Genomic DNA, 15,204 nt, shown 5'->3' on the forward strand with positions numbered 1-15,204 from the left:
TGGGCGCATGAGCTCCTCCACCCGGTCCGCGCGGACCGCCCGCTACCGGTGCACCGAGTGCGGCTGGACGGCCGCCAAGTGGGTCGGCCGGTGCGGTGAGTGCCAGACGTGGGGGACGGTGGAGGAGGTCGGGGCCACCCCGGCGCGCACACGCACCGCGCTCGCCCCGGCCGTCGCCGCCCAGCCGATCGGTGACGTCGACGTCGAGACGGCCCGCGCCCGCCCCACCGGCGTCGGGGAGCTCGACCGCGTCCTCGGCGGGGGGATCGTGCCCGGCGCCGTCGTCCTCTTGGCGGGCGAACCGGGCGTGGGCAAGTCGACCCTCCTGCTCGACGTCGCGGCCCGCACCGCCACGAGGTCCGGGCGGAGCGTCCTCTACGTGACCGGGGAGGAGTCGGCGAGCCAGGTGCGCCTGCGCGCGGAGCGCATCGGTGCGCTCGCGCCGACCCTCCTCCTCGCGGCCGAGAGCGACCTCGCCACCGTGCTCGGGCACATCGAGAGCTCCGCGCCGGCGCTCGTCGTCGTCGACTCGGTCCAGACGATCGCGTCCGCCGACGTCGACGGCTCGGCCGGCGGGGTGAGCCAGGTCCGCGAGGTCGCCGCCGCGCTCATCGCGGTTGCGAAGCGCACGGCGACGCCCGTCATCCTCGTCGGGCACGTGACGAAGGACGGCGCGATCGCCGGGCCGCGGGTGCTCGAGCACCTCGTCGACGTCGTCTGCCAGTTCGAGGGCGAGCGCCACTCCCGGCTCCGCATGGTCCGCGCGACGAAGAACCGGTACGGCGCCACGGACGAGGTCGGGTGCTTCGACCTCACCGACACGGGCATCACCGGCCTGCCCGACCCCTCCGGCCTCTTCCTCTCCGGCTCCCGGACCCCCGTCCCGGGGACCTGCGTGACGATCACCCTTGAGGGCCGGCGACCCATGCCGACCGAGATCCAGGCGCTCGTCGCGCCGACGTCGCTGAGCAACCCCCGTCGGACGACGTCGGGCCTCGACTCCCCGCGCGTGACGATGACGCTCGCGGTCCTGCAGTCCCACCTCAGGCTGCCGCTCGGCACAGCGGACGTCTACGTCTCGACCGTCGGCGGGGCGCGCGCCGCCGAGCCCGCCGTCGACCTCGCCGTCGCCCTCGCCGTCGCGAGTGCGGCGCACGGCACCGCGCTCGCCGAGGGGGTCGTCGCCGTCGGGGAGGTGGGGCTGACGGGGGACGTCCGCGCGACCGTCGGCATCCAGCGCCGGCTCGCCGAGGCGGCGCGGCTCGGGTTCCGCCGCGTGCTCGTCCCGCGCAACGGGGCCCAGGACCTGCAGCCGGTGGCCGGTATCGAGGTGTGCCCGGTCGGCGACGTGAGCGAGGCCGTCGCGGCCGCGGCCGGCGCTGCCCGCCGGGCCGGCGGGGCGGCACCCGGCTGACGCCCGCGTGCGAGCGACGCCGCAGCCACGCGACCGCCGTACGCGGGCACCGGTGCCGACCGGTGAGCCGCCCTGGTCCGACGGCGTCAGTCCCCTAGGATGACGGTCGGGGGAAAGCCGACCACGGCGCGGCGAAGACGGCCTCCCCCAGGAAGAGGCGAGACGTGCCCGAGGCTCCACAGGACGGACTTCTGCGTCCGACGCTCCAGGCTGTCGCCCCAGGCACCGAGCTGCGCGACGGGCTGGAGCGGATCTTGCGCGGTCGAACCGGCGCGCTCATCGTCCTCGGCTACGACGACGTCGTCGAGAGCATCTGCTCCGGCGGTTTCGCCCTCGACGTCGAGTTCTCCGCCACCCGCCTGCGCGAGCTCGCGAAGATGGACGGCGCGGTCGTCGTCGACTTCGCCAACAAGCGCATCCGCCGGGCGAACGTCCAGCTCATGCCGGACACGTCCGTCGAGACGAGCGAGTCGGGCATGCGCCACCGCACGGCCGAGCGCGCGTCGAAGCAGACCGGTTACCCCGTCATCACGGTGAGCCAGTCGATGCGGATCGTCGCCCTCTACGTCGACCACCAGCGTCACGTCGTGGAGAACTCGGACGTCATCCTCTCCCGGGCCCACCAGGCCCTCGCCACCCTCGAGCGCTACAAGGCCCGCCTCGACGAGGTCGCCGGGACGCTGTCGGCGCTCGAGATCGAGGACCTCGTCACCACCCGCGACGTCACCGCCGTCATGCAGCGCCTCGAGATGGTCTCCCGGATCTCGGAGGAGATCGCGGGCTACGTCGTCGAGCTCGGCACGGACGGCCGCCTCCTCTCCCTCCAGCTCGAAGAGCTCATCGGCGGCATCGCGCCGGACCGCGAGCTCGTCGTCCGCGACTACATGGACCCTCGCGCAGGCAGCGTCGAGTCCGTCCTCGCTCAGCTCGAGTCGTTGAGCTCGAGCGAGCTCATCGACATGCCCGCCATCGCGCGGGCGCTCGGCGTCGGCGGCCGCGACGGCGAGTCCCTCGACGACCCGCTGTCCCCGCGCGGCTACCGGATGCTGTCGAAGGTGCCGCGCCTGCCCTCCACCGTCGTCACCGCGCTCGTCGAGCAGGTCGGGTCGCTGCAGAAGCTGCTCGCCGCCGGCACCGACGACCTCCAGGCCGTCGAGGGCGTGGGCCCGCAGCGCGCGCGGAGCGTGCGGGAGGGGCTCTCCCGGCTCGCTGAGTCCTCCATCCTCGAGCGCTACGTCTGACCTGGCGGTGGGGAGAGCCCGCCGGGCGTCGCGCCGCAGCGGTGACCGGCACCGCGCACAGGCGCGCCGACCACGCGGCGCCCCTGACGGGCACGTCACCCGATGGTGAAGACGCTCCCGGGCCCGGCGGCCCGGGCCCCCGTCGCCACCGTCACACGGTAGGTCCCCGCCCCCGCGACGGCCTGGTCCCCTGGGCACCCGGCGGCGGAGCGGGTCCCGGGCCAGCGAACGGTCGTCTCGTGCGTGGCGCCGGCGTCGAGGAGGAGCGGGCGCTCGGCCTCGCCGGCGCAGTGCGCGGAGGACCACACCTCGTCCTCGCCGGAGGCGATCGTGACGACGAGGGCGGCCGGACCGGCGTCGAGCAGGCACGGGACCTCTCCCTCGTTCGTCACGCCGAGGGCGATGCTCAGGCCCCGACCTGCGGAGGTCGAGCTCGGGACACCGAGGTCGACGCCGACGGCGTCGCCCGCGCACGCCTGCGGGTCGCCCGCCGGGGCGGCCTCCGTCTCCTCGCCGGTCGGGTCTGCTACGGGCGCGGCGTCCGCGTCACGGCCGCCGAGGGCACCGACGAGCGAGACCGCTCCCCACGCGATGCCGGCGACGGCGAGCACCGTGAGGACGAGGACGACGAGCCGGCGGCGCCGGTAGACGGCCGCCGACGGCGGCGATCCGGAGCCGCCGGGGCGGCCGGCGGGCCGGGTCGCGGGAGCCGGACGGGTGCCGCGGGCGGCGCGGGCGGGTCCCGAGCGCGGGGCGGGCCCCGCGGGCGTGCCGCCCGTGGGACGCTGCGGTCGCGAGCGCGCGCCACCACCTCGCGCGTCCGGCGTGCCCGCGTCCCGTCTGCTCACCACGCCTCAGACCGTACGACGCGCGCGGGCCGGCGCCGGACGTGGCGCGCCGTCGGACGCGCGTGGGAGCGGGCACACTGGTCGGCGATGCGCCCCGCCGACCTCCACCGCGCCGTCATCGACTGGTTCGACGCGAACGCCCGCCCGCTGCCCTGGCGCGAGCCGGGGACGAGCGCCTGGGCCGTGCTCGTCAGTGAGGTCATGTCGCAGCAGACGCCCGTCGCGCGGGTCGAGCCGGCGTGGCGCGCGTGGATGGACCGCTGGCCCACCCCCGAGGCGCTCGCCGCGGCGTCCCCGGCCGACGTGCTCCGAGCGTGGGACCGGCTCGGCTACCCGCGCCGCGCCCTCCGGCTGCGGGAGTGCGCGAGCGCCGTCGTCGCCCGCCACGGGGGCGTCGTCCCGGTGGGTGAGGAGGATCTCCTCGCCCTGCCTGGCATCGGCGCCTACACGGCCGCTGCCGTCGCCGCCTTCGCCCACGGGCAGCGGGCGGTCGTCCTCGACACCAACGTGCGGCGCGTCCTCGTGCGGGTGGCCGACGGCGTCGCCCTCCCCTCCCCCTCGCTCACCCGTGCCGAGACCGCTCGGGCCGAGGCGCTCGTGCCCGAGGAGGCGGAAGAGTCGGCCCGGTGGAACGCCGCCGTCATGGAGCTCGGCGCGCTCGTGTGCACCGCGCGCTCGCCGGACTGCGGTGCGTGCCCCGTCTCCGCGGGGTGCCGGTGGCTAGCGGCGGGCCGGCCAGCTGACGCCCATGCCGCGCGGCGGCGCCAGCAGCCCTGGGAGGGGACGGACCGCCAGGTCCGGGGCCGGCTCATGGCCGTCCTCCGCGCGCTCCCGGCCGGTGCCCACATCGGGCGCTCCGAGCTCCTCGCCCACGGGGGTGTGCCGACGGGCGGCGACGCCGAGCAGGCCGGCCGCGCGCTCGACTCGCTCGTGCGGGACGGCCTCGTCGCCCAGACCCAGGGGACGCACGACCCGCGCTACGCCCTCCCCTGACCCCCTCACCCCGCACCCGGCCCCACTAGGGTTCTCAGGTGGAGACCGAGCCGGAGGACGTCCGTGTGGCGCGCGCCGTGCGCGGGCTGCGCGACGCGCTCGTCGCGTGCGGGGCCGCGTGCCTCGTCCTCGGTGTCTTCGCGGTCGGCGCCGTGCTCCTCGCGGGCGACGACGCCGGTGCCGCGTGGCCGGCCGTCACCCTCCTCGGCTCGGGACAGCTCCTCGCGCTCGTCGGAGCGGGCGTCGCGGCGGCCGCGTTGCGAGCGGTGCTCCGGGGTTCGGGACCCGCCCCCGCCCTCGCACGCACCCACGCGATCCTCGGCCTCCTCGCCCGGCTCGTGCTCGTGGCGTGCGTCGCCGGGGCGACGGCGTGGGTCGTCGCCCGCCCGGGTGCCGCGCTCATGACGCTCGCCCTCGCGCTCGTCACCGCCCAGCTCGCCGCCGTCCTCGCCGTCGTGCGCCGACGGCTCGCCACCTAGAGCTCGAGGAGCATCCGCGTGTTGCCCAACGTGTTCGGCTTGACCCGCGCGAGGTCGAGGAACTCGGCGACGCCGTCGTCGTGGGAGCGGAGCATCTCGCCGTAGACGTCGGTGCCCACCGGGGTGCCCTCGATGGTCCGGAAGCCGTGACCGGCGAAGAAGTCGACCTCGAACGTCAGGCAGAAGGCTCGCCGCAGGCCCAGCGTGCGGGCGCGCTCGAGGAGCGTCTCGAGGACGTGGCGGCCCACGCCTCGGCGCAGGAAGGGTCGGTCGACGGCGAGGGTGCGTACCTCGCCGATGTCGTCCCACAGGACGTGGAGGGCACCGCAGCCGACGACGACCCACTCGTCCCCGTCGGGCACCTCCGCGACGACGAACTCCTGGATCGACTCGAAGTACGTGATGAGGTCCTTCTCGATGAGGATGCCCGCCTCGGCGTACGGCGCGACGATCTCGCGGATGCGCCGGGCGTCGGCCGGGAGCGCCTGCCGGACGACGACGCGGGGCTCGTCCCCGCCCTCGGGCCGGCCGCCGCTGCTGCTGCTCATCCCCATGATCTTTCCACGGACGGCGACCATCGCCCGTCGGCACGGCGGGCGATCGCGGCCTGAGCCGGCGGCGCCGCCCGCGTGACGGGCGGCGCCGGTGGCGGCTAGCGCAGGAACGCGGCCGCGACGCCGGAGTCGACGGGCACGTGGAGCCCCGTCGTCTGGACGAGGTCGGGCCCGGTGAGGGCGTACACGGCGGCCGCGACGTGCTCGGGCAGGACCTCCTGCTTGAGCAGGGTCCGCCCGGCGTAGTACTTGCCGAGGTCCTCCTCGGCGACGCCGTACACCTTGGCGCGCTGCGCGCCCCAGCCGGCGGCGAAGATGCCGGACCCGCGGACGACGCCGTCGGGGTTGACGCCGTTGACCCGGATGCCGTGCTCCCCGAGCTCGGCGGCGAGGAGGCGCACCTGGTGGGCCTGGTCTGCCTTCGTCGCCGAGTACGCGATGTTGTTCGGCCCGGCGAAGAGGGAGTTCTTCGAGGCGATGTACACGATGTCCCCGCCCATCCCCTGGGCGATCATCGCCCGCGCGGCCTCCCGGGCCACGAGGAAGGAGCCCCGGGCCATGACGTCGTGCTGGAGGTCCCAGTCCTTCGTCGTCGTCTCGAGCAGCGGCTTGGAGATCGACAGCCCGGCGTTGTTGACGACGAGGTCGACGCCCCCGAACGCGAGCGCCGCGGCCTCGACGAGGGCGGCCACCTGGTCCTCGCTCGTCACGTCGGCACGCACCGCCACGGCGATGTCGGGGCCGCCGAGCTCAGCCGCGACCTCCTGCGCGCCCTCGAGGTTGACGTCCCCGACGACGACGCACGCGCCCTCGGCGGCGAGGCGCTGCGCGATGGCCTTGCCGATGCCCGACCCGGCGCCGGTGACGAGCGCGACGCGCGCGGCGAGCGGCTTCGGCCGGGGCATGCGCGCGAGCTTGGCCTCCTCGAGCGCCCAGTACTCGATGCGGAACTTCTCGCTCTCGGGGATGGGGGCGTAGGTGGAGATCGCCTCGGCGCCGCGCATGACGTTGATGGCGTTGACGTAGAACTCCCCGGCCACGCGGGCGGTCTGCTTGTTCTTGCCGAAGGAGAACATCCCGACGCCCGGCACGAGGACGATCGCAGGGTCCGCCCCGCGCATCGCCGGGGTGCCCGGCTCGGCGTGCCGCTCGTAGTAGGCGCGGTAGTCGGCGCGGTAGGCCTCGTGGAGCTCGCGCAGCCGGGCGACGACGTCCTCGAGCGGGGCGCCGGCGGGCAGGTCGACGACGAGGGGCTTGACCTTCGTCCGCAGGAAGTGGTCGGGGCAGGAGGTGCCGAGCTCGGCGAGGTGGGCGAGCTTCTCCCGGGCGAGGAAGTCGAGGACGACGTCCGTGTCGGTGACGTGGCCGACCTGCGCGGCGTCGGTCGAGGCCAGGCCCCGGACGACGGGCGCGAGGGCGGCGGCACGCGCGCGCCGCTCGTCCTCGGGGAGCGCCTCGTACCCGGGGCGGACCAGTCCGAACGGGTGCTCACCGGCCTCGGCCAGGCGCTGCGTCCGCTCGGCGATGAACTCCTCGGCCCTGCGGATGATCTCGAGGGAGTTCGCCTCGCTCTCCTCGCTCGTCGTACCCCAGGCGGTGATCCCGTGCCCGCCGAGGACGCACCCGATGGCGGCGGGGTTCTCCGCCTTGATCCGCGCGATGTCGAGCCCGAGCTGGAAGCCCGGGCGCCGCCACGGCACCCACACGACGCGGTCGCCGAAGCACTCCGCGGTGAGGGCCTCGCCGTCGGCGGCCGTCGCGAGCGCGATCCCGGAGTCCGGGTGGAGGTGGTCCACGTGCGCCGCGTCGACGAGTGCGTGCATCGCGGTGTCGATGCTCGGCGCCGCCCCGCCCTTGCCGTGGAGGCAGTAGTCGAACGCGGCGACCATCTCGTCCTCACGCTCGACGCCCGGGTAGACGTCGACGAGGGAACGGACCCGGTCCACGCGGAGCACGGCGAGGCCGGCGGCCGTGAGCGTGCCGAGGTCACCGCCCGAGCCCTTGACCCAGCACAGCTCGACCTCGCGCCCGGTGACGGGGTCGGTGCCGGTGCCCTTCGCCGAGGTGTTGCCACCGGCGAAGTTCGTGTTGCGTGGGTCCGAGCCGAGCCGGTTCGAGCGGGCGACGAGCGCGGCGACGTCGGGGTGGGTCATCGGTCAAGCCTTTCCGGTGGTGGGGCGCGCGGCGTGCTCGCCGGCGCCGGTGCGTGGTGGGGGTGCCTCGGGTCAGGCGCCCCAGCCGGCCTGCGTGCCGCCGATGCGCTCGGCGGCGATCTTGTCGGCGTAGCCCGAAGCCAGGAACGCGGCCATGGGGTCCGGGGCGAGGCCCCGCTCCTCGCGCATCCCGGCGAGGAGCGGACGGACGTCACGGTTGTAGGCGTCCATGAGGACGCCGTTCGCGCCGAGGACGTCCCCCGCGAGCTGCGCGGTGCGCAGCGCGTCGCGGTCGACGAGGAGCGCCTTGGCGGTGGCCTCCTGGACGTTCATGACGGACCGGATCTGCCCGGGGATCTTCGGCTCGATGCTGTGGTTCTGGTCGAGCATGAAGTTGACGCCCGAGGCGGGGTCGAGAGCACCGCCGGCGACGATCTCGTTCATGATGCGGAAGAGCTGGAAGGGGTCCGCCGCGCCGACGATGAGGTCGTCGTCGGCGTAGAAGCGGGAGTTGAAGTCGAACGCGCCGAGCCGGCCGACGCGCAGGAGCTGCATGACGATGAACTCGATGTTCGTCCCCGGCGCGTGGTGGCCGGTGTCGAGGACCACCATGGCCCGCTCCCCGAGCGCCATGCAGTGCAGGAGCGAGGTGCCCCAGTCCGGCACGTCGGTGGCGTAGAAGGCGGGCTCGAAGAACTTGTACTCGAGCACGAGCCGGTGGTCCTCGTCGAGCGCGGCGTAGATCTCTGCGAGCCCCTCGGCCATGCGGTCCTGGCGTGCGCGCAGGTCGTCCTGGCCGGGGTAGTTGAGGCCGTCGGCGAGCCAGATCTTCAGCTCGGTCGAGCCCGTCTCGCGCATGATGTCGATGCAGTGCAGGTGGTGCGCGACGGCCTTGCGGCGGACGCGCTCCTCAGGGTGGCACAGCGAGCCCAGCATGTAGTCGTCGTCCTGGAAGACGTTCGAGTTGATCGTCCCCAGGCTCACCCCCTGGTCCTCGGCGTAGCGGCTCAGGTCGGCGAAGTCGTCGACGAGGTCCCACGGGATGTGGAGGGCCACCCGGGGCGCCGCCCCGGTGTACCGGTGCACCTGCGCGGCATCCGCGATCTTCTCGTACGGGTCGCGGGGGACGCCGGGGTGGCCGAACACCTTGAAGCGGGTGCCGGCGTTGCCGAACGCCCACGAGGGCAGCTCGATGGTCTGCTCTCGCAGCGGTGCGAGCACATCGCCGGGGGGCGGGGTGGCCGTCATGTCAAGCCAGCTTTCTGTCGTTGGTCCTCGAGGTTGAACAGTGGTTCCAAGGGGACGAACTGCTCGTCGGGGCGCCGCGCGTCGTCGGCGTCGAAGAACTCGGCCATCTCCGCCTGCCAGCGGGCGTTGACCGCGGTGGCGGCCATCGCCCGCTGGGCTGCGGGAAGGTCCTCGGTCTCGACGTACCCGACGAGCAGCCCGTCCGGTGCCAGGAACAGGGAGTAGTTGCGCCACCCCGACTCGTGCAGGGCCTGGAGCATCTCCGGCCACACCGCCGCGTGGCGGGCCCGGTACTCCGCGGTGCGCTCAGGCTTGACGCGCGCGAGCAGGCAGTAGCGCTTCATCGGCTCAGAAGTCGAAGTCGCCGATGTTGTCCGCGTTGAAGCGGGTGGGCGGGCCGAGGACGACGAGGCCGTCGGCGCCGATCTCGTACTCGCCGAGGTCGCCGGCCGTGAAGGTCTCCCCCTCGGCGCCGGTGATCATGTCCGAGGCGAGGGCCGCCCCGGCGTAGGCGGCGAGCTCACCGAGCTCGGAGGGGTTCCACAGCGCGAACTCGGTGACCGTGCCGTCCGTGACGAACTCGCGCATCTGGTTCGGCGTGCCGAGGCCGGTCAGCGCGACCTGGCCCTGGTAGTCCGAGCTCTGGAGGTACCGGGCGGCCGCCGCGATGCCGACCGTCGTCGGGGAGATGATCGCCTCGAGGTCGGGGTGCGCCTGGAGGAGGCCCTGCGTCTCGGCGAAGGACTTCTCGTCCTCGTCGTCGCCGTAGACCGTGGCGACGAGCTCGATCTCGGCGTAGTCCGGGTTGCTGGCCAGCTCCTCCTCGATGACGGCGATCCACGCGTTCTGGTTCGTCGCGTTCGCGGTGGCGGAGAGGATGGCGATCTGGCCGTCGCCGTCGATCTGCTCGGCCGCCATCTCGATGAGCGTGCGGCCCACCTCGTCGCCGTCGACCTGGCTGATGAAGAGGTCGCGGCACTCGGGATCGACGTCGGAGTCGAAGGTGACGACGTTCGCCCCGCCGGTGCGGGCCTGGTCGAGCGCGGCGCACAGCGCGTTGGGGTCGTTCGCCGAGAGGAGGATCGAGTCCACGCCCTGCTGCGACAGCGTGTTGATGTAGCTCACCTGGGAGGACGCGGAGGCGTCTGAGGGGCCCGTGTACTCGTACGTGCCACCGAGCTCGGTGACGACGGCCTCGGCGCCCTCGCTCGAGGCCTCGAAGTACGGGTTGTTGACGGACTTGGGCAGCATGGTGATCGCCAGGCCCTCGGCGAACTCGGTCGCGCCGCCGCCCGTCTGGCCGTCGGTCGTCTCCGCGGCGCCGCCGCCGGTGGTCGGGTCGGTGTCGGGGTCGTCCTGCGTCGTGCCACCGCAGGCGCTCAGCGTGAGCGCGAGCCCCAGTCCGAGGGCGATGTGGCGGGTGCGTCGGTGCATCCTGGTCATCTCTGTTCCTTTCATGGTGCCGCGGTCGCGGCGGTGGGGGGCGTCCGGGGTGGATCGGTCGGACCGGAGCGGCGCGAGGTGAGGGTGCGGGCGCGCGCCAGGACGTTGGGGAGCAGCACGGAGACGATGAGGAGCAGTCCCGTGACGACGGTGAGCGCCTCGGTGGAGATGCTGCCCAGGCGGAGGGCGTTCTGGAGCGACATGAGGAGCACGACGCCGGCGATGACGCCGGGCAGGGTGCCCTTGCCGCCGAAGATCGACACCCCTCCGAGGAGGACGGCGGCCACGACCGTGAGCTCGAGGCCGAACGCGTTGTCCCCGCGGGCGCTGGAGTAGCGCAGCGTCCAGAACGCGCCGACGAGCCCGGCCACGGCGCCGGAGGTGACGAAGAGGAGGAAGCGCGTGCGCATGACGTTGATGCCGGCGTACGCGGCCGCGGTCACGTTCGCCCCGATCGCGTAGATCGCGCGCCCCGCCGGCGTCGCGTGGAGGACGACGGCGAAGGCGGCCGCGAGGACGAGGAGCCCGGGCAGGATGTTCGGCATCCAGCCGACCGAGCCGATCGTCCAGCCGGTGAACGAGCGCGGGAACGTGGCGACGGCGCCGTCACCGAGGAGGACGTAGGCGAGCCCGCGGTAGAGCGCGAGGGTGCCGATGGTGACGGCGAGGGCCGGTAGCCCCATGACGGCGATGAAGAAGCCGTTGACGGCGCCGAGCACCATCCCGATGACGACGGCGAGGACGAGGATCGTCTCGAGCGGCAGGCCGGCCTCCCACATGACGCCGATGGCGCTCGAGGTGAGGCCGACCATGCTGGCGACGGAGAGGTCGATGTCGCCCGTGATGATGATGAGCGTCATCGGCAGCGCGAGCAGGAAGATCGGCGCGAGGTCGAGGACGAGGAAACCGAAGTTCCGGGCCGTGCCGAAGTGCTCGACGCCGAACGAGGCGGCGACGAGGAACGCGAGGGTGACGGCGATGATCGCCGTGTCCCAGCCGATCGCGCGGCGGTGCCGGCGGCGCGGCGCCGTGGGCGCCGTGTCGGCGGTCTGCATGGGCGTGTCAACCGACATGAGAGGCCTTTCGCGTCGAGGCCGCCACCCGGCGCGCGACGAGCTGGTCGAGGGCGATGGCACCGATGATGAGGGCGCCGACGATCGCCCGCTGCCAGAACTGGTCGATGCCGAGGGTGGGAAGGGCGTTGCTGATGACGGTGAGGAGCAGGGCACCGAGGACGGCGCCGGTGACGGTGCCGCTGCCGCCGAAGATCGCGACCCCACCGACGACGACGGCGGCGACGATGTCGAGCTCGATGCCCGTGCCGGCCGAGGCGTCGACCGTGCCGTAGCGCGCGGCGTAGAGGACGCCGCTGAGCCCGGCGAGGGTGCCGGTCACGATGTACGCGGTGAAGAGACGCCGCGTCTGCGGGATGCCGGCGAGCCGTGCCGCCTCGGGGTTCGAGCCGATCGCGTAGAGGTCCCGCCCGGCGCGGTAGCGCGAGAGGAAGATCCCGACGGCGATGGCGACGGCGAGGGCGATGAGGGCGAGGTAGGGCATGCCGAGCACACGCCCGCTGCCGAAGGAGAGGAACTCGCGCGGCATGTCGCTCGCGTTGATCCGGGACCCGCCCGCCCAGAAGTAGACGACGCCCCGGAAGACGTAGAGCGTGCCGAGGGTCGCCACGAGTGGTGGCACGCCTCCGATCGTGACGAGCGCACCGTTGACGGCGCCGCACGCGGCACCGATGAGGAGCCCGACGACGGCGGCCACCGGCACGGGCACGCCGCTCTCGCTCATGAGCGTGGCGGAGCCGAACGCCGAGAGCCCGAGGACCGCCCCGACCGACAGGTCGATGCCCTTCGTCAGGACGACCATCGTCATCCCCGCGGTGAGCAGGACGGTGATCGACGCCGCGAGGAGGAGGTCGCGCACGCTCTGGCCGGTGAGGAAGCGTGGGTTCATCGCCGTCGAGACGGCGACGAGGATGACGAGCGCGAGGACGAGGCCGAAGATGCGTGCCCCGGCGAGTGCCCGCAGCCGGCTCGTCAGCGTCCGCCCGGTGCGGTCGGTGGGGGGGCTGGTGGGCGCCGGCGCCTGCTGTGCCGTGCTCATGCTGCCGCCTTCGTCGCTGCGCTGATGATGGACTCCTGGGTCGCGTCCGCGCGGGGAATCTCCGCCACGAGCCGGCCCTCCCGCATGACGAGGACGCGGTCCGCCATGCCGAGGACCTCGGGCAGCTCGGAGGAGACCATGAGGATGGCCACGCCGTCGGCGGCGAGGGAGGACATGAGGCGGTGGACCTCGGCCTTGGTCGCGACGTCGATGCCGCGGGTGGGCTCGTCGACGATGAGGACCTGCGGGCTCGTCGAGAGCCACTTGCCGAGGACGACCTTCTGCTGGTTCCCCCCGGAGAGGTTGCCGACGGGGTCGGCAAGCCGGCCGAAGCGCGTGTGGAGGCGCTCTGCCCACGTCTGCGCGGAGCGTCGCTCGGGCCCGCCCGTGAGGATGCCGAGCCGGGCGAGCTTGCCCGCCCGGGGCAGGGTGATGTTGCGCTGGATGGACAGGTCGAGGACGAGCCCCTGCTGGCGCCGGTCCTCGGGCACGAGGGCGATCCCGGCGGCGATCGCCGCCTTGGGCTTGCCGGGCGCCAGCCGGGTGCCGCGCACCGTGACGGTGCCGGCGTCGACCGGGTCGACGCCGAAGATCCCCTGGACCACCTCGGAGCGACCGGACCCGACGAGCCCGGCGAGAGCGACGATCTCCCCCGCCCGCACGGAGAACGAGACGTCCTCGAACGTGCCGGTCCGCGTGAGGCCCGCGACCTCGAGGACGACCTCGCCGGCCTCGACGTCCTCCTTGGGGAAGAGCTCCGACAGGTCGCGGCCGACCATGCGGCGCACGAGCTCGGGCACGGTCACCTCGCTCATGAGGTCGGTCGAGACGTGCTCGCCGTCCCGCATGACGGTGACCCGCTGGCACAGCGCCTCGATCTCGTCGAAGCGGTGGGAGATGAAGAGGATCGCCGCGCCGTCGTCCCGCAGGGCGCGCGTGACGGCGAAGAGCCGGTCCACCTCGACGCCGGACAGGGCGGCCGTCGGCTCGTCCATGACGAGGACGCGGGCACCGGTCGAGAGCGCCTTGGCGATCTCGACGAGCTGCTGGTCGGCGATCGAGAGGCCGCGGGCGGGCCGCCTGGGGTCGAGCGGTACGGCAAGTCGCTCGAAGAGCTCGACCGCGGCCTGGTTCATCGCGGCGCGGTCGATCGTGCGGCCCCGGCCGAGGTGCTGGCGGCCGACGTAGATGTTCTCGGCGACCGTCAGGTCGGGGAAGAGCGTCGGCTCCTGGTAGATGACGGCGATGCCGGCGTCGATCGCGTCCGCGGTGGAGCGGAACGCCACGTCCTTGCCGTCGACGGCGACCCGGCCCCCGTCGGGGCGGTGGACGCCCGCCAGCACCTTGATGAGGGTCGACTTGCCCGCACCGTTCTCACCGACGAGCGCGTGCGCCTCGCCGGCGTACAGGTCGAGGTTGGCGCCGCGCAGGGCGCGCACGGCGCCGAAGCTCTTCGTGATGCCCGTGAGCTGGACGACCGGCGCACGCGGCGGCCCGTCCGGGCCGGAGGAGAGGTGGGACATCTGTGTCCTTTGCTGAATCGGTTCAACGCCTGATGCGACACTACTGACGCCCGATTGGTCCGTCAATCCGCCCTGCGGTAACGGTCGGATCACGGTTCAGGTCCGGCGCGACGGTGCGCGAGCTGCGGCCGGGCGCAAGACTGGGGCCATGGCCTCCCTCGAGCAAGTGACCGACCCGATCACGTACCACGGCGAGGGGCCCGTGTGGTCCCCGACCTGGGGCGGCCTGCGCTTCGTCGACATGCTCGCCGGCGACCTCCTCACGCTGCGCGCAGCGGGGGTCGAGCGTCTCCACGTCGGCAACGTCGCCGCGTTCGTCCGGCCGCGGGCCCACGGCGGGTACGTCGTCGCCCTCGAGCGCGGGCTCGCCCTCGCCACCGGCCCGGACGAGGTGCCGGAGCCTTTGCCCGAGGTGTGGGCCGACCCCGGCGTACGGATGAACGACGGCGGGTGCGACCCGTGGGGCAACCTCTACGCCGGCTCCATGGCTTACGACGCGGGCGAGGGGAAGGGGACGCTCTACCGGGTCGCCCCGGACGGGACGACGACGGTCTCGCTGCCCGAGGTGAGCATCTCCAACGGGATCGGCTTCTCCCCCGACGGCGCCCGGGCGTACTACGTCGACACGCCCACCGGCGGGATCGACGTCCTCGACGCCCACGAGGGTGGGTTGCACGCCCGCCGGCGGTTCGTGAGCGTCGCCGAGGACGCCGGCGCGCCGGACGGCCTGTGCGTCGACTCGGCCGGGAACGTGTGGGTGGCCCTCAACGGCGGGTCGGCGGTGCGGTGCTACTCCCCGCAGGGCGCCCTCCTCGACCAGGTCGACGTGCCGGTCCGGCTCGTCACCGCCTGCACGCTCGGCGGGGACGACCTGCGCGACCTCTACGTCACGACGTCGCGGGAGAACCTCGGCGCCGACGCCGAGCCCGAGGCCGGCGCGGTCTTCCGCATCCGGGTCGACGTCCCCGGGATGCCGGTCCTCCCCTACGCCGGGTAGTACCCGGCCGCGGGGAACGAACGGCAGATCGAGCCGCTCCGGCGGTCAGGGCGGGGCCGTCATACCTGCGGCGGCGTGGCGGGCCTGGCTGGAGCCGCGAGGAACGAGCGGCGGATGGAGCCGCGAGGGCATGACGGCCCCGCCACACCACGCAGACGCCGACGGCCCTCCCGCCCGGCAGGGCGGAAGGGCCGTCGGC

14 protein-coding genes are annotated in these 15,204 nt (G+C 73.8%); 5 read left to right on the forward strand and 9 right to left on the reverse strand.

Annotated elements, in window-relative coordinates:
• Nucleotides 1–7 precede the first annotated feature (7 nt).
• Nucleotides 8–1,414, forward strand: a complete 1,407-nt coding sequence (gene radA / locus V2J63_RS00795) for a DNA repair protein RadA (RefSeq protein WP_331229076.1) — start codon at nucleotides 8–10, stop codon at nucleotides 1,412–1,414.
• Nucleotides 1,415–1,578: 164 nt separating this feature from the next.
• Nucleotides 1,579–2,655, forward strand: a complete 1,077-nt coding sequence (gene disA / locus V2J63_RS00800; protein WP_331229077.1) for a DNA integrity scanning diadenylate cyclase DisA — start codon at nucleotides 1,579–1,581, stop codon at nucleotides 2,653–2,655.
• Between the two features lie 95 nt (nucleotides 2,656–2,750).
• Here the strand turns inward: disA and V2J63_RS00805 are convergent, their stop codons facing one another.
• On the reverse strand, nucleotides 2,751–3,506 hold the full coding sequence (locus tag V2J63_RS00805) for a hypothetical protein (RefSeq protein ID WP_331229078.1): 756 nt from the start codon (nucleotides 3,504–3,506) through the stop codon (nucleotides 2,751–2,753).
• Between the two features lie 84 nt (nucleotides 3,507–3,590).
• Between V2J63_RS00805 and V2J63_RS00810 the strand changes: the two genes are divergently transcribed.
• Both V2J63_RS00810 and V2J63_RS00815 read left to right on the forward strand, forming a co-directional pair.
• The gene (locus tag V2J63_RS00810; protein WP_331229079.1) at nucleotides 3,591–4,496 is read left to right on the forward strand and encodes an HhH-GPD family protein; all 906 of its coding nucleotides are present in this window, start codon (nucleotides 3,591–3,593) and stop codon (nucleotides 4,494–4,496) included.
• A 38-nt stretch (nucleotides 4,497–4,534) separates the two neighbouring features.
• Nucleotides 4,535–4,975 (forward strand): hypothetical protein, encoded by a 441-nt coding sequence (locus V2J63_RS00815; protein ID WP_331229080.1) that lies wholly within the window; start codon nucleotides 4,535–4,537, stop codon nucleotides 4,973–4,975.
• Here the strand turns inward: V2J63_RS00815 and V2J63_RS00820 are convergent.
• From V2J63_RS00820 to V2J63_RS00855, 8 genes are all read right to left on the reverse strand, one after another.
• On the reverse strand, nucleotides 4,972–5,529 hold the full coding sequence (locus tag V2J63_RS00820; protein WP_434056255.1) for an amino-acid N-acetyltransferase: 558 nt from the start codon (nucleotides 5,527–5,529) through the stop codon (nucleotides 4,972–4,974). The genes V2J63_RS00815 and V2J63_RS00820 overlap by 4 nt on opposite strands.
• Nucleotides 5,530–5,627: 98 nt before the next feature.
• Nucleotides 5,628–7,682, reverse strand: a complete 2,055-nt coding sequence (locus V2J63_RS00825; protein WP_331229082.1) for a bifunctional aldolase/short-chain dehydrogenase — start codon at nucleotides 7,680–7,682, stop codon at nucleotides 5,628–5,630.
• Nucleotides 7,683–7,754: 72 nt separating this feature from the next.
• Nucleotides 7,755–8,930 carry an L-rhamnose isomerase gene (rhaI, locus tag V2J63_RS00830; protein ID WP_331229083.1) on the reverse strand — a complete coding sequence of 392 codons (1,176 nt, stop codon included), beginning with the start codon at nucleotides 8,928–8,930 and terminating at the stop codon, nucleotides 7,755–7,757.
• Nucleotides 8,927–9,274 (reverse strand): L-rhamnose mutarotase, encoded by a 348-nt coding sequence (locus tag V2J63_RS00835; RefSeq protein WP_331229084.1) that lies wholly within the window; start codon nucleotides 9,272–9,274, stop codon nucleotides 8,927–8,929. Before V2J63_RS00835 ends, rhaI begins: the two co-directional genes overlap by 4 nt.
• A gap of 4 nt (nucleotides 9,275–9,278) precedes the next feature.
• Complete coding sequence (gene rhaS / locus V2J63_RS00840) at nucleotides 9,279–10,373, reverse strand: rhamnose ABC transporter substrate-binding protein (RefSeq protein ID WP_331229085.1); 1,095 nt, start codon at nucleotides 10,371–10,373, stop codon at nucleotides 9,279–9,281.
• An 11-nt stretch (nucleotides 10,374–10,384) separates the two neighbouring features.
• The gene (locus V2J63_RS00845) at nucleotides 10,385–11,428 is read right to left on the reverse strand and encodes an ABC transporter permease (protein ID WP_491062068.1); all 1,044 of its coding nucleotides are present in this window, start codon (nucleotides 11,426–11,428) and stop codon (nucleotides 10,385–10,387) included.
• A gap of 7 nt (nucleotides 11,429–11,435) precedes the next feature.
• On the reverse strand, nucleotides 11,436–12,485 hold the full coding sequence (locus tag V2J63_RS00850; RefSeq protein ID WP_331229087.1) for an ABC transporter permease: 1,050 nt from the start codon (nucleotides 12,483–12,485) through the stop codon (nucleotides 11,436–11,438).
• Complete coding sequence (locus V2J63_RS00855) at nucleotides 12,482–14,008, reverse strand: sugar ABC transporter ATP-binding protein (protein ID WP_331229088.1); 1,527 nt, start codon at nucleotides 14,006–14,008, stop codon at nucleotides 12,482–12,484. Before V2J63_RS00855 ends, V2J63_RS00850 begins: the two co-directional genes overlap by 4 nt.
• Before the next feature lie 148 nt (nucleotides 14,009–14,156).
• Here V2J63_RS00855 and V2J63_RS00860 point away from each other — a divergent pair, with 148 nt between their 5' ends.
• Entirely contained in the window at nucleotides 14,157–15,005 is an 849-nt protein-coding gene (locus V2J63_RS00860; RefSeq protein WP_331229089.1) for an SMP-30/gluconolactonase/LRE family protein, read from the forward strand.
• Nucleotides 15,006–15,204: the final 199 nt, after the last annotated feature.

The sequence above is a fragment of the Georgenia wangjunii genome (assembly GCF_036421975.1).
GTDB classification, from domain to species: domain Bacteria; phylum Actinomycetota; class Actinomycetes; order Actinomycetales; family Actinomycetaceae; genus Georgenia_A; species Georgenia_A wangjunii.